Origin of the sequence: Paenibacillus sp. V4I5, from assembly GCF_030817255.1 — a bacterium.
In the GTDB taxonomy this organism is placed as follows: domain Bacteria; phylum Bacillota; class Bacilli; order Paenibacillales; family NBRC-103111; genus Paenibacillus_E.
Genome location: NZ_JAUSZB010000002.1, coordinates 7922758 through 7936941, shown reverse-complemented (window position 1 = coordinate 7936941; position 14184 = coordinate 7922758). Strand labels below are relative to the sequence as shown.

The window sequence follows — 14184 nt, the reverse complement described above, 5'->3', positions numbered from 1 at the left end:
AGCTTTGCTTTAGCAAAGCTTGCATCGTAAGCATAATCTGAGCTTTGCTTTAGCAAAGCTTGCATCGTAAGCATAATCTGAGCTTTGCTTTAGCAAAGCTTTCTACGTAAGCCTCTATAAATCAAAATTAAAATCGACGAGTTTCTCCGCTATTTCATTGAATGACTGTTCCGATTCATTGGCATAGCTTTCCCAAATTTGCTTGCTCCAAATCTCAACTCGGTTGGAAACACCGATAACCACACAATCCTTCTCAAGTTTGGCATGTTCCACGAGGTTGCCTGGAATGTTCGCTCTCCCTTGTTTATCGAGGTCACACTCCGTTGCACCGGAGAAGAAGAACCGGGTGAAGGCACGCGCATCTGATTTCATTAGCGGCAGTGCTTTGAGCTTCTGCTCGAGTATCGCCCATTCCGATTGCGGATAAACGAATAAGCACTGATCTAGACCGCGGGTGATGACAAATGAGTCGCCGAGGGCTTCGCGAAACTTGGCCGGGATGATCATTCGGCCTTTCTCGTCGATGCTATGTTGATATTCACCCATGAACATAGCATGTCGCCCCCCTTTCCTCCACTTTGTACCACTTTCCACCACATTTGAATCAATATTCGCTAAAAATAAAAGAAATCCTGCTACGAGAGCAGGATTTTCAAAATTATTTTCATATTTAGGTCTATTCTGCGTCTTTTGTTCCTTGTTTCTGATCTTCAAGTGCGTTTAAAGAAGCATTTTGATCTTTGAGCTGTAATCGCATCTCTTGCAGTTGTTTATTTCTTTTGCGTCTGAATACCCAGATCGGGACGCCAATCAATAGGCCAATGACAAGAATCGGAAATGCAGCAGCAAGGAAAACGAGAATACCTTGCATAACAGCAACTAGTACATTTAGGCTAGAATTCCATGCTTCTTGTATGCGTTCCTCTAGTGTTAACTTATGAGGATCAGATAGCAATGGCTTATTACCCGTTTGCTGGTACATACGAAGCTCAATCGTCGAGAATGAGACATTTTGATCCAAATACCTTATCCGACCCTTTATTTGTTCAATCGCTTCCTGTACCTTGGATAGCTCGTTTGAGAAAGAAAGCAGCTCATCCGTTTTTGAAGCCTTCTCCATAAAGCCCAATAATCTCGTTTCAACCATTTGTTTTGCCTTGAGGCGTGAATTAAGATCCACATACTCCTCCGTCACGTCTTGTCCCTGTACGTTCCTTTGGAGCGATGGACTTATCTTCTCTAAGCCATCTAGCAAGGAGACAAACCCATTTGCTGCGACTTTGATTGTATATGTCCCGCCCCTTTCTCCCGTATTCGCATTTTCCGAGAATTGTAGAATGTAAGCCCCACTAAGCGTTACCAGGTCACGGAGGGCTGTCTGAGCTTTGCTGTATTCCTCTACAGGCATAACCAAGTTAGCTCGGTAGATTAACTTACGATTAAATCCCGCTGCTTCATCGCTTCCCGTTGCCGGCATGACCGTGATCGGTGCATTTTTTACTTCAGTAGGCGCTATTTCTGCCGCTCCCTCTTTTCCTTTGAATGAGGTATCTGCGCTGCTTGCTTTCCCTCCAGCTGCTGCAGCAGGAGCCGCGGACTTAGCGTCAGCTAACTGTGTAGATTCTCCCTTTAAAGCTTCGCTAGTCGCAACCATGTTCAATTCTTTTGATGAAGTCGCTGACGAATCATTCTTTGAAGCACTACAGCCTGATAACAGACCAAGTACTAGCATGCACGTGGCAAGCAGGAAAGAAATGTTCCGAACAAACTTATTCCTCTTTGTTTTGTTAGCCGCAATACTGCTGGGCATGAACCTACCGTTCTCTTTGCTTTTAAAGACCCCCATCTTGCCATCCCCTCGCTACCATATATAGGTTATACACCCTATAAACGGGGGATAAGTTGGAAAGGTTGCTGTCGCCGAGCCACTTCAACAAATAATTGCTGATAAATCTCAATTGTAATCTCCGAAATCGACTTCTCAACTAATAAAAGTCTTACCTAACATCGCTTCTCACACATTTAGGCTCCGTTTCCGAGCTTATTCTACCTTTCCGTCGGCCATTGCGCAGCCAATAGCAAATCCCTTATCCTACAATCGTTGCAAAAAAAAGAAAAAGCCTTCCAGTCCACTCTAAAAGTGGTCTGAAAGGCTATCCTAGCTTTTGAAGGCACTCTAATGCTCTTGAAGGCACTCGAACTCTCTTGAAACCTCTTCGACACTCCGAAAGGCTCTCTAAAGCTCCCCAAGGCTCTTACAAAGCCTTGAAAGTCCCCAAAAGATCCTTAAATCTTAATGCTCCGCCCAGCTGTCCAGGTACATCTTCTGCTCTTCTGTCAACGAGTCAATGCTGGTACCAAGAGATTCCAATTTAAATCGTGCAACTTGCTCATCCAGTAGATAAGGTACATTGACAACGGTTTTGCCTAATTTCTTGTACTCATCATTTACATATTTAAGTGACATAGCTTGCAGCGCAAACGTCATATCCATAATTTCAGCTGGATGACCATCGCCTGCAGCTAGGTTAACCAGACGTCCTTCAGCAAGTATATATACTTTACGACCGTCCGTCAGTCGGTATTCTTCAATATTGCGTCTTACTGTACGCTTGGAAGAAGACATTGCTTCAAGTTCCGGTTTGTTTACTTCTACGTCAAAGTGGCCTGCATTCGATAGAATCGCGCCATCTTTCATTACTTTGTAGTGCTCTCCACGAATCACATCACGATTACCCGTAACTGTTACGAAGAAATCGCCTAATTTCGCTGCTTCCAGCATTGGCATAACAGCAAAGCCATCCATATAGGCCTCGACACCTTTAATTGCATCAATTTCTGTCACAATGACATTCGCGCCCAAACCTTTAGCACGCATGGCCACACCTTTACCACACCAGCCATAACCGACAACAACAACAGTTTTACCAGCTACAACCAAGTTAGTTGTACGGTTAATGCCATCCCAAACGGATTGACCTGTTCCATAACGATTATCGAACAAATATTTACAGAAGGCATCGTTAACTGCGACCATTGGGAATTCAAGCTTGCCTTCTTTCTCCATCGCTTTCAGACGAAGAATACCTGTTGTTGTTTCTTCAGCTCCGCCGCGAACTTGTACTGCCAAATCTTTACGTTCGGAATGAAGAATAGAAACCAAATCGCCGCCATCATCAATGATCAGGTCTGGCTTCGTTTCGAGCGCTTTAATCAGCAGCTCTTTGTATTCTTCCGAACTCGGATTGTATTTCGCAAAAACGGTAATACCATCCTCAACAAGCGCTGCACAAACGTCATCTTGTGTAGATAGCGGATTGCTGCCCGTAATCGTTACTTCAGCTCCACCGGCTTTTACTACTTTGGCTAAATAAGCTGTCTTCGCTTCTAAATGCAAGGAAATAGCCACTTTCAATCCTTTAAAAGGCTGTTCCTTCTCAAATTGCTCGCGAATACGATTCAAAACAGGCATATGCGCTTGGACCCAATCAATTTTCAAATGACCTTCAGGTGCCAGTGTTATATCAGTAACAATACTCTTTTCTACACTTGTCATGTTCGTTTCCTCCTATAAATAATAAATACGATGCAAACCATCAACAGGAATCGGCGTCTCAAGTAAATCACGGAGCCATTCATTCCCATACCGATTCATATAAGCACACCCATTATACACTCTTTCTTGTGGCTTGGCGAACGGTAATATCGTTAGTCTTATACGTTCTAATTGTCTTAACGCCGCATCGAATTGCGTCTTATGTGCTTCTCCTGCTTTATTACGCAAGAATTCGATTTGCTCGAGGATTTTCGCCAGATTCGTTTCTCCCAGCTTTTTAACCCCGGGGTTGATCGCGGCAAGAGATTCCACAAGAGGCGTGTAGTTCACAGTGAAATTCGATTTCACGTCATCGAAGCGCTCATTTAAATGCAAGGTATCTTGCCCATCCAGCCATTCTTGCTTCTTCTGCTCAAAGCGCTCAAGCACGTCCTCAAATGTAAAACCATATTTGTTCATTTGCTTCTGAACCGTACCCTCGATCAAAGTTAACTCCATGCGCGGTGCTATGATCGGCATTTTCATGCCAAACTGTTCAAAAGCATGCTTCGTCAGCGACCAGTAAGCAATCTCACCTGGTCCTAACACCGTAGCCAGAACCGGGAATAAAAATTCTTGCATTAGAGGCCGTGACATCACGTTGTTGCTCAAATTCTCAGGTGTTGTTAATGCTAAATCTTGAAGCTGCTCCTTAGTATAACTATAGTCCTTCTTCTTATCTGTAAATCGTTCACCTTCACGATGCAAGAGCAGCCGCTGTCCATCTGCAAATACAAACAAATTAGCTCCGTCTTTGTTTATTTCCGCTTGACTCTCATATCCTGCTTGTTCAACGGCTTCCTGACTCTTCTGTAACGATTCCGAGAATGCTTCATTCTGAAGGATTAGCTGCTCAAACATGGTCGCTTCCAAAGCTCGTAAGGAAGGTTCATCGGAGTCTATGAGAACAAGCCCGTATTCCCCAAAGAGGATAGCCATCCAGCGAGCAAAAGCATCGGATAATGTCGCCCCATCCTCTGTTGTTCCCTCTAGCTTAGCGATTAGCGAAGCTTTAAACTCTGTATCCATCAAGGATTGATCTAACGCCTTTAAGGCCTCTTTCCATGCATCAGGTTCAATAGGCAGCCTACTGACGGATGTGCGTCGCCCTGTCGGATGATCAACCTTGATTTTCTCAATTTGCTGAGCATTCGATAACGTATACGTATGGTTAACTTCATCGAAATCATGATCCTCACCAGCGATCCAAAAGATCGGCACAACCGGGCGTTGCAATTTCCCACTCCATTCACGAGCCAGCTGAACAATGCTTATGGCTTTGTACATAACAAGCAGCGAACCGCCGAACAAGCCAGCTTGCTGGCCCCCCACAACGGCAAGTGTATTGTTATCAGCCAATGACGAGATATGATCAATTGCTGCCTGTGTATTTCCTATTCTCTCATTATATTTCTCCAAGACTTGGACCAAGCGGCTTCGATCAACTTGAGGTGAAGTCTTTACTTCGTCTAACCATTTTACGCGGGTCTGCCAGTCTTCCAAGTTTCCGAAGTGGTAAGGAAATAAAGCCTTAGCTTTATCTGTTTGAGCTATGTAATCTTCCGCTAACTTCTGATTTTTTTTCCAATGAAAAGTTTCCATTTGCATGCGACTAGTGTCTCCTCTTCATACCAAATAAAACGACTATTCTTTGATTGTACACGTAAGGTCAGCAATCGTCAAAACTGTATTATTAATAATTACAATTGAACATTAAAAAGCCGCCCCCTACGGGGACGGCTGGATAACCTTAATACAAATGACAAGCTACGAAGTGATTTGGTTCCACTTCTTTTGTCGGTGGCATCGAATCTGCACACTGCGGCATGGCTTGCGGACAGCGTGTTCGGAACGGACATCCGCTAGGCGGATTCAGTGGGCTCGGTACATCGCCTTGAAGAATGATACGCTCACGAGTACGCTCTATTTCCGGATCCGGAATCGGAATCGCAGAAAGCAGCGACTGTGTGTAAGGATGCAGTGGTTTCGCATAAAGGCTGTCAGACGTTGTCACCTCTACGAGGTTACCAAGGTACATAACACCGATACGGTCGGAAATATGCTTAACCATCGCCAAATCATGCGCGATAAACAAGTAGGTCAAGCCCATTTCCTTCTGTAATCTCTTGAACAGGTTAACGACCTGAGCCTGTACGGAAACGTCCAATGCAGAAATCGGCTCATCCGCAATAATAAATTTCGGCTCAATCGCAAGCGCACGGGCAATCCCGATACGTTGACGCTGACCACCGGAGAACTCATGCGGGAAACGGTTCGCATGTTCATCGTTCAAACCAACAGCACGAAGCAATTCCATTACGCGTTCTTTGCGTTTAGCACCTTTGTACAAACCATGAATATCAATACCTTCAGCTATGATGTTACCAACCGTCATACGAGGGTTTAATGAAGCGTACGGATCCTGGAATACCATTTGCATATTCCGATTAAATTCTTTCAGCTTCTTGCCTTTCAGCTTATGAACATCCTCACCATCGAAAATGACTTCGCCTTCTGTTGCATCATAGAGCTTGATGATCGTTCTACCTGCAGTGGACTTTCCACATCCGGATTCTCCTACGAGGCCGAATGTTTCACCGCGGTTAATTTCTATGGAGAAATTGTCAACGGCCTTCAATACTTTACCGCCGCCAAGATGAAAATGCTTCTTCATATTACGAATTTGTAAAATTGGTTGATTAGACATGTTGATGACCTCCCACTCCTACAGGACGCTCAACTTTCGGTGCATCTGGGTGCAGCAGCCAGCAAGCGGCACTGTGTGTCTCAGAAAGAGTTGTATGCTCTGGATCTTCTTCCAAACAATGATTCATGGCATATGGACATCTGGCTGCAAAAGCACATCCTTTTGGAGGTGCAAATAGATCTGGAGGCGTACCCGGAATCGGTACAAGCTCTTCATTGCTATTCGTATCCAGACGAGGCACCGAACGAAGCAAGCCCCATGTATATGGATGCTGTGGCTCGTAGAAAATTTCATCTACTGTTCCTTGCTCAATAATTTTTCCAGCGTACATAACGACAACACGTTGTGCCATATCTGCTACGACACCAAGGTCATGCGTAATTAAGATAATAGATGAGTCCGTTTTTTCCGAGATCGTCTTCATCAAGTCAATAATTTGAGCTTGAATCGTTACGTCAAGAGCCGTGGTTGGCTCATCAGCGATAAGCAGTTTAGGTGAGCAAGCAAGTGCGATAGCAATCATAACACGTTGACGCATACCACCTGAGAGCTCATGTGGATATTGATGAATACGGCCCTCTGGGGAGTTAATACCTACAAGCTTGAGAATTTCAATGGCTCTCTCAGTTGCAGCCTTTTTGTTCAAACCTTCGTGCTTGATTAAACCCTCTGTAATTTGATCGCCGACCTTCATCGTCGGATTCAAAGAAGTCATTGGATCCTGGAAGATCATACCCATTTCCGATCCGCGAATTTTCTCCATTTGTCTGTTGGAAAGCTTGGTAATATCCGTCTTCCCATCAAACATGATTGAACCGCTTTTTATATAGCTAGGCGGAGTAGGAATTAAACGCATGAGCGTTTGTGCCGTAACGGACTTACCGCAGCCGGATTCACCTACAATCGCCAACACTTCACCTTTTTTCAAAGAAAAAGATACGCCGCGAACAGCTTGAACCTCCCCCGCATATGTGCGGAAAGAAACTCTCAAATCTTTAACTTCAAGCAAATTGTCTTTGGTGCTCATCATTATTCACCCCTTCTTACTTGCGCATTTTTGGATCAAGCGCGTCACGAAGCCCATCGCCGAGCACATTGAAACTGATTAGAATTAAGCTGAAAACAATTGTTGGAGTGATAAGGCGATATGCATATAACCTCATAGAGTTAGCCCCATCAGATAAAAGGTTACCTAATGATGCAAGAGGCGGCCTTACACCGAGACCAATGAAACTCAAAAATGCCTCTGTAAAAATGGCTGATGGAACAACAAAAGTAATTTGAACAATAATGATACCTAATGCATTTGGTATCAAACTGCGCATAATAATTCTCCATGGTGAAGCTCCCAGTGTACGGGAAGCAAGAACAAATTCCTGTTCTTTAAGCGTGAGCATTTGACCACGCACCAAACGTGCCATCGGTACCCAACCCGTTATACTATAAGCGATAATTATCGACGAAATACCTGATCCGATAACCATAATAAGCAGGATAGCGATTAGCAAGAAAGGAATTGCATAGACAATTTCAATCACACGCTGCATCACTTCGTCTACTTTACCACCATAATAAGCCGATATACCGCCATAAATTACACCAACCACTAAATCAATGAGAGCTGCTGTAATTCCTATAAATAAAGATATACGTGTGCCAACCCATACCCTCGTCCATAAATCACGGCCAAAGTCATCAGTCCCAAACCAATGATCTCCGCTAGGTTTAGCATTTCTTAGTTTCAAATCTTGTGTCTGATAATCGAAATTTGATAGCATAGGCGCTATAATCGCAAGCACTATCAATGTAGCCAATATAATTAAGCCAGCCATAGCCAGTCTATTTTTCTTAAGTCGTCTCCATGCGTCCTGCCAATAATTGAGCGAAGGTCTAACAATTCTTTCGCCAGTTAAAGATTTATCTGAAACGGGAGCAAACTTATAGTTGTTCTCTGTTGTATGATTTGGAGTTTGCATCAATTATTTCCCGCCTTTCCCAAGACGAATTCTAGGGTCTACTAAGCCATAAACTACGTCTGTCAGAAATATTACTAAGATAAGAATGCTCGAGTAAAAAATAGTTAAACCAGAGATCATTGTATAGTCATTGGATACAACGGAAGATACAAAGTGTTTACCTAAGCCAGGCACAGAGAAAATTTGTTCAACAACTAGTGTACCTGTGATGACGTTTACAAATATTGGACCGATAACCGTGATAACCGGCAAGATGGCATTTCGTATTGTGTGCTTCACTACGACTGTAACACTAGACAAACCTTTTGATTTAGCTGTTTTAATGTAATCTTGATTAAGAACGTCTAGCATGGATGTACGCATTAAACGTGCCAAAATCGCAATCGTACCAAATGAAAGAGCAATCGCTGGTAAAACACGATAGCTTGGACCTTTCCATAGACCCGCTGGAAGTATGCCCCATTTTACACCGACATAATAAGACAAAAGTGGACCAAGGACAAATGACGGGATGGATACACCTAAAATCGCAATGAACATTGCTGTATAATCACCAGCTTTATTATGCTTTAAAGCTGCAATAATACCTAACGTAAGACCTGAAATGATTGCAATAACGATTGAGATCAACCCAAGTTCTAGTGAAGAAGGAAATGCTTGTTTGATAATATCTGTAACTTTGTGTGCCGGGAATTGAAAGGAAGCTCCTAGATCGCCATGGATGATGTTGTTCATGAAAGTCAAGTACTGTTCCCACAATGGCTTATCCAAACCGTATTGCTTCATCAACATTTCTTTCGTAGCTTTAGGAATCCGTTCAGAGCCTTCTCCAAGTGGATTACCAGGTAAGTTTTTCATCAATACGAATGTAAATGATGCAATTAGCCATAACGTAATAAGCGCATATAAGAAACGGCGAAGAATGAACTTAACCATATTGCTCCTCCTTTATTAAAATAAACTGCTTAGAAATTTAGAAGAGGCCGCTCCCACGAGGTGCGAACGGCCCCTTCTTGTAACAAATCTTTATTAAAACATTAGATTACTTAATTGTAACCCATTTCAGATCCCACTCTTTACCAAATGATGGAAGAACTAAGCCTTCAACGTTTGGTTTTTTCAAGTAAGCGCGAGTACGGAAGTAAAGTGGCGATACACCTTGATCATCCATAAGGATTTTTTCAGCTTCAACCAATGCTTTCGCACGTTTCGAAGCATCTACTTCTGTTTGAGCTTGCTTAATTAAAGCATCATACTGCGGGTTGCTGTAGTCGCCTTCATCAAACTCTCCGCCAGTTACCCACATATCCAAGAACGTCATTGGATCGTTGTAATCCGCGCCCCATAGGGAAAGAGCGATTTCGAAATCTTTTTTAGAGGACAACTCGATACGCAATGCGTGTGGAACTGGGTTCGCAATAGCTTCGTATCCAAGGTTTTGTTTCCATTGTGCAAGGATGAACTCAAGTGATTTTTTCGCAGTTTCAGTATCATCCGCATTCACTTTCATTGGAGGAAGGGCTGCTAAGCCAGCTTCTTTCAAACCTTCAGCAAGCAATTGCTTTGCTTTAGCTGCATCGAATTTAGGTTGTGTTTCACCAGCAGATTTACGGAAATCACCGCCTGCTCCATCAGAAGTACCGCCAGGTACTAAACCTGTGGAAGCTACAGATCCATTTGCAAGAACTGTATCAACATAAGCTTGACGATCAATAGCCATACCTAGAGCTTGACGAATTTTTTTGTTAGCCAAAGCAGGAACTTTTTTCGTTTGGTACATCAGGTAAGAGTTAGTCAACTCAGGCTTAGGTACGTTATCTGGTTTACCAGCATATAGTTTCAGTTGATCACGGTTGATTTCAGCTAAATCAGCCGCGTCAGTTTCGTATAGGTTAAGTCCTGTATTTGTATCTTTAACGATATTGATTGTTGCTTTCGTAAGTTTAACGTTGGCAGCATCCCAGTACTTTTCATTTTTAACAAGCTCAAGTGTTTGACCGTGATCCCATTTACTTAAAGTGAACGGACCAGCACCGATAACCTTGTCAACTTCAGCGCCATATTTGTCACCGGCTTTTGTAATGAAATCTTCTCTTTGCGGGAAGAATGTTGCAAAAGCAAGTAAACCTGTAAAGAAGGCAACCGGTTTTTCAAGTTTAATTTCAAGCTGCTTGTCGTTAATTGCTTTAACACCAAGAGCCTCTTGTGCCTTTTTCACATCTTCAGGGGTTTTAGCTTTCGTTACAGCTTCTCCACCTTTTATCCAAGCAACGAGAAAGCTATACTGTGCTTTTGTAGCTGGGTCTAATGTACGTTTAAAGGAATAAACGAAATCTTGTGCTTTTACTGGTTGACCGTCAGCCCAGTTCGCATTATCGCGAATGTCTATCGTATAAGTTAGACCATCAGCAGAAATTTTAGGAAAATCTTTTGCAAGTGCTGGAGCTGCTTTGCCGTCTTTATCCGCACGATAAAGTCCTTCGTTAAATGCGTTAAGGAATGTAAAAGCAGCATTAGCTGTTGTTTTGGAGCTATCCATAACAGGCGGCTCTGCAGTAAAGTTGATTTTAATTTCTTGCGGTTTGTTAGCAGCCGGAGCAGCTGTACCTTTAGTATCCCCTGTTGGTGATGTTGCAGGTGTTTCCCCACTTTTGGCACAACCAATTGCCACACTACCCATAAGCGTTAATGCTACTGCTGTAGAAACCCATTTCGTCGCTTTCATAAAACTCCTCCTTTAAAATATGTATCTAAACATCTATGGTTAGGTGTTTTGATAGTCTCGCTAACACAAACCTTACACCTTAAACCCAAAAATAAATGAAACCGCTTCATTCATGTTAGTATATCTAACACGAACCTCTGGTAAAAAAATTTACTAGACTCTACGCAAGGAATTATAACATATTACTATGCTTTGTCCAGAACTAATTTTCTTTTATTCACCTATGTTAAAATAAAATGAAGAAAAAGGTCCTTTACGGTTTCTAATTATACAACCATCGGTCAATAAAATCTAGACGGATTTCATTGTTATTTTCTACAATTCTTAAATAAATATTACAAACATACGCTAAAAATTGATTTATTCACATTATTTCCACAAAATTGTCTTGCCTAGGTTGAAAATATATAATTTTTCCCGATGTGCAGGAAAAATAGCAGGATGTAAAGTGCTGATAGACCCAGAAAACTAAGCCTCCATACGACCCTGCTTACCTTTAATAGTTCGGTTTTCCCCTTCAAATGCGTCTGATAGCCACCAATGATCCCAAAGGCGATGAGCAGCACGAGCGCAATTAGCCAGAAACCAAAATTCGTATGAAATAATTGATTCCACATTAAAGAAACAGAGCCTAGCAGAAATAACGTCGTCACGTCCATGGTAAGTCTTGTTGTCATCTTCTTATCTCTAAGAAAAAGAAAGACTAGAAACCACATCAGGATAAACGTAATAAACGGTGCCACTGCTAAGACCGCATATATCGTAGATATCCAACTGGCTAGCACATTCATCATTAAGGATCACCTACTTATTCTAGTGCTTTCACTAATTGGTACACGGTTTGGTGAGTCGGAATCTCAAGTTTTAATTCTTTTGCCATTTTTACTAGGCTTCCGTTAATATAGTCGATCTCGGTAAGTCGGGACTGTTCAATATCCTGGAGCATAGATGAATGGTTTAAGCTAGTGGCTTCACAGACACTAAGCAGCGTGTCCCATAGCTCATCAGGTAGTAAAATCCCCTTGGCAGCCGCCACCATACGAGTTTCTTGATAAAGGTCATTCATGAGAGAGCGCGTCCAGGTTGAAAGCAGCAGATCTCCGTTCTTTACACGTAAAATCGCCGTAAGCGGATTAATTACTGCATTTATCGTCAGCTTGCTCCAAATCCTCACATCCATGTTCTTCGACATCATTGTTTGAAATCCTGCCTTCTCAAGCATCTCAACTAACAAAATATGTGTTGAATTTACTATATGATCTGAATCTTCCGATGTTCCTATATAACTGATACCATGTCCAGTGTGAGTAACCGCCGTTAAGCCCTCTCGTCTAGCCCCTTCCGTCGTCACAGCGAGCAGCAAGCGATCCCGCCCAAGTTCTTCGCCCAACCTCTCTTCGTGCCCTATTCCGTTCTGAAAACTTATTAGGTAGGTGTCTTTGGACATTTGAGACTTCAAATTGTTTATTAGTTCTTGGGTAATTGCAGGCTGCTTGACCATGAGAAATAGGTAATCAAAATGATGTAAAGACGATTTAGCCGTTTTTGCCTCTTCTATATAATAGCGAAAATCTATGACCCCACTACGAGTAGTCCTAATTGCTTCTGCAGTTCCAACCAATTCGATCCCCTTCTGATCTAGCTTATCTGCTTGTTCTATCGTTCTTGCAATGACAGTCATATGTTCACAAAAAGCAGACAACTTGGCAGCGAATAGCAATCCTAAGGAGCCTGCACCAATAATCATAATGCGCATCTCATATCCCCCTTTACATACAATTCCCATTATACAACAAAAAAGCCCCAGTCCAAGGGCTCTCCTTGTTCTGAAGCTTCTATATGTAAGGACCGACGGGAACTCATTCTACTCTTTCTAGGTTACCATTCGCATCCATCTTGAACCGCGGCTTCTCTTCTTCCTCTTCTTCAACAAGGAAGGCCATTTTCCGAGCACGATCCATAATTTGGATCAATGCTTTATAATCATCATTCACAACACGATAATCCGTCTCAACTTCATTCACTTGTTTATTCAGCTTGTTGTTTTCTCTGCCAAGTCTATCTAGTTCGTCCTCTTTGTCTTGCAGTTCTTTTTCCAAGTTTTTAATATGACGATTCATATCTTGATACGTGTTTCTCCATTGTCTTAGAAACCGGATAACAGCATCAATCGATAATGTTTCTTCAGTGAATGTCTCTACTTTGCCCGTAGACAACTCAGGTCCATCCAGCAGTCCAATGGAAGAAGAACCGGAAATCGAGACGGCTGCATGCTTTTTGAGCTGCGTTCTTTTCTGGCGCTGCGCTTTGGCAATCTGAATAGCCGCTTCATATTTTTTCCTTACAAAACTGTTCCATCGGAATCCACATGCTGCCGCTGTACGCCCGATGCGCTCTCCAACTTCTTCGAATGCTGATAATTGTGTACTTCCCTCTCGTATGTGACGCAGTGTCACTTCCGCTAAGATTAAGTCGTCTTCATCGCTCCAAGCATCTTGTCTAATTGCTGACATATGGTCGAACCTCCTAACATAATATAGGGATCTTTGGCGTAGACAAAGTCTCTCCTTTGTGGGATCTTTGGCCCGTAGACAAAGTCTCTCCTTTGTGGGATCTTTGGTTCTTGCTCAAGACTCACCTATTGGGATGCATCATAATAAAGAATCAATTCGTAGAGAGCAGGGATAAATTGATTCGTGCCATTATTATTATTTCTATGCCCGTACTAGAGTTCATAGAATCTATTTGATACTAAATGGTATTGCCAAATTTTTTGTCACTCATACATGGGATCCCGATAAAAAGACATACTACTACTATCTGATGAAATGTTTTCAATTTCGTCACCGTTTGACGGTTTACACCGCTCATTTCAAACGGTATAATGTGTTGTAGTTAAAGTGCAACGTGGTATGAGAGGGGGATGTTACGAGAATGGATCGCATGTTTCGGGTTCTAGGTTTTTGGACACTTGTTATCGCACTAATGAGCTTAGCTGGCGATATGATACCTATGTCTCTGATTTTCTTTTTTCAAACTGCCGTATTCGTCATTCTAGGCTATATGCGCTTGTCAGAACGAACTTACATATTGTTGTTCTGGGGATATATGATTATTTCCTTCAGCGGATTTACGTATTGGTCATTTTTCAAAATGTCTGTCTAATACCTACAACAATAAC

13 protein-coding genes are annotated in these 14184 nt (G+C 42.5%); 1 reads left to right on the top strand and 12 read right to left on the bottom strand.

Going from position 1 to position 14184, the window contains the following annotated elements; all coding sequences use genetic code 11:
- Positions 1-114: 114 nt before the first annotated feature.
- The 12 genes from mraZ to QFZ78_RS37475 form a co-directional block, all read right to left on the bottom strand.
- Positions 115-552, bottom strand: a complete 438-nt coding sequence (mraZ, locus tag QFZ78_RS37530) for a division/cell wall cluster transcriptional repressor MraZ (RefSeq protein ID WP_307555139.1) — start codon at positions 550-552, stop codon at positions 115-117.
- Between the two features lie 124 nt (positions 553-676).
- On the bottom strand, positions 677-1846 hold the full coding sequence (locus QFZ78_RS37525; protein ID WP_307555137.1) for a DUF4349 domain-containing protein: 1170 nt from the start codon (positions 1844-1846) through the stop codon (positions 677-679).
- A 447-nt stretch (positions 1847-2293) separates the two neighbouring features.
- On the bottom strand, positions 2294-3556 hold the full coding sequence (locus QFZ78_RS37520) for an adenosylhomocysteinase (protein ID WP_307555135.1): 1263 nt from the start codon (positions 3554-3556) through the stop codon (positions 2294-2296).
- Between the two features lie 12 nt (positions 3557-3568).
- On the bottom strand, positions 3569-5203 hold the full coding sequence (bshC, locus tag QFZ78_RS37515; protein ID WP_307555133.1) for a bacillithiol biosynthesis cysteine-adding enzyme BshC: 1635 nt from the start codon (positions 5201-5203) through the stop codon (positions 3569-3571).
- 142 nt (positions 5204-5345) lie between these two features.
- Positions 5346-6302 carry an ABC transporter ATP-binding protein gene (locus QFZ78_RS37510; protein ID WP_307555131.1) on the bottom strand — a complete coding sequence of 319 codons (957 nt, stop codon included), beginning with the start codon at positions 6300-6302 and terminating at the stop codon, positions 5346-5348.
- On the bottom strand, positions 6295-7332 hold the full coding sequence (locus QFZ78_RS37505; protein WP_307555129.1) for an ABC transporter ATP-binding protein: 1038 nt from the start codon (positions 7330-7332) through the stop codon (positions 6295-6297). Before QFZ78_RS37505 ends, QFZ78_RS37510 begins: the two co-directional genes overlap by 8 nt.
- Before the next feature lie 13 nt (positions 7333-7345).
- Positions 7346-8278, bottom strand: a complete 933-nt coding sequence (locus QFZ78_RS37500) for an ABC transporter permease (protein WP_307556104.1) — start codon at positions 8276-8278, stop codon at positions 7346-7348.
- A gap of 3 nt (positions 8279-8281) precedes the next feature.
- A complete protein-coding gene (locus QFZ78_RS37495) occupies positions 8282-9214 on the bottom strand; it encodes an ABC transporter permease (protein WP_307555127.1) in 933 nt (310 codons plus the stop codon).
- Positions 9215-9320: 106 nt separating this feature from the next.
- Positions 9321-11003, bottom strand: coding sequence for a peptide ABC transporter substrate-binding protein (locus QFZ78_RS37490; protein ID WP_307555125.1), 1683 nt, complete (start codon positions 11001-11003; stop codon positions 9321-9323).
- A 392-nt stretch (positions 11004-11395) separates the two neighbouring features.
- Positions 11396-11797 (bottom strand): DUF3397 domain-containing protein, encoded by a 402-nt coding sequence (locus tag QFZ78_RS37485; protein ID WP_307555123.1) that lies wholly within the window; start codon positions 11795-11797, stop codon positions 11396-11398.
- Positions 11798-11811: 14 nt separating this feature from the next.
- On the bottom strand, positions 11812-12759 hold the full coding sequence (locus QFZ78_RS37480; protein ID WP_307555121.1) for a ketopantoate reductase family protein: 948 nt from the start codon (positions 12757-12759) through the stop codon (positions 11812-11814).
- 103 nt (positions 12760-12862) lie between these two features.
- Positions 12863-13516, bottom strand: coding sequence for an RsfA family transcriptional regulator (locus QFZ78_RS37475; RefSeq protein ID WP_171648365.1), 654 nt, complete (start codon positions 13514-13516; stop codon positions 12863-12865).
- A 421-nt stretch (positions 13517-13937) separates the two neighbouring features.
- On the opposite strand from QFZ78_RS37475, the gene QFZ78_RS37470 reads away from it, so the two are divergent.
- Positions 13938-14168 carry a DUF2626 domain-containing protein gene (locus tag QFZ78_RS37470; protein WP_029196536.1) on the top strand — a complete coding sequence of 77 codons (231 nt, stop codon included), beginning with the start codon at positions 13938-13940 and terminating at the stop codon, positions 14166-14168.
- The last annotated feature ends 16 nt before the right edge of the window (positions 14169-14184 follow it).

Excerpts from the sequence above, each read along its gene's own strand:
- QFZ78_RS37475 (WP_171648365.1), bottom strand. The coding sequence starts at position 13,516 with ATGTCAGCAATTAGACAAGATGCTTGGAGCGATGAAGACGACTTAATC.
- mraZ (WP_307555139.1), bottom strand. The coding sequence starts at position 552 with ATGTTCATGGGTGAATATCAACATAGCATCGACGAGAAAGGCCGAATG.
- QFZ78_RS37525 (WP_307555137.1), bottom strand. The coding sequence starts at position 1,846 with ATGGGGGTCTTTAAAAGCAAAGAGAACGGTAGGTTCATGCCCAGCAGT.
- QFZ78_RS37485 (WP_307555123.1), bottom strand. The coding sequence starts at position 11,797 with ATGATGAATGTGCTAGCCAGTTGGATATCTACGATATATGCGGTCTTA.
- QFZ78_RS37470 (WP_029196536.1), top strand. The coding sequence starts at position 13,938 with ATGGATCGCATGTTTCGGGTTCTAGGTTTTTGGACACTTGTTATCGCA.
- QFZ78_RS37500 (WP_307556104.1), bottom strand. The coding sequence starts at position 8,278 with ATGCAAACTCCAAATCATACAACAGAGAACAACTATAAGTTTGCTCCC.
- QFZ78_RS37495 (WP_307555127.1), bottom strand. The coding sequence starts at position 9,214 with ATGGTTAAGTTCATTCTTCGCCGTTTCTTATATGCGCTTATTACGTTA.
- QFZ78_RS37520 (WP_307555135.1), bottom strand. The coding sequence starts at position 3,556 with ATGACAAGTGTAGAAAAGAGTATTGTTACTGATATAACACTGGCACCT.
- QFZ78_RS37480 (WP_307555121.1), bottom strand. The coding sequence starts at position 12,759 with ATGCGCATTATGATTATTGGTGCAGGCTCCTTAGGATTGCTATTCGCT.
- QFZ78_RS37505 (WP_307555129.1), bottom strand. The coding sequence starts at position 7,332 with ATGATGAGCACCAAAGACAATTTGCTTGAAGTTAAAGATTTGAGAGTT.
- QFZ78_RS37510 (WP_307555131.1), bottom strand. The coding sequence starts at position 6,302 with ATGTCTAATCAACCAATTTTACAAATTCGTAATATGAAGAAGCATTTT.
- bshC (WP_307555133.1), bottom strand. The coding sequence starts at position 5,203 with ATGCAAATGGAAACTTTTCATTGGAAAAAAAATCAGAAGTTAGCGGAA.
- QFZ78_RS37490 (WP_307555125.1), bottom strand. The coding sequence starts at position 11,003 with ATGAAAGCGACGAAATGGGTTTCTACAGCAGTAGCATTAACGCTTATG.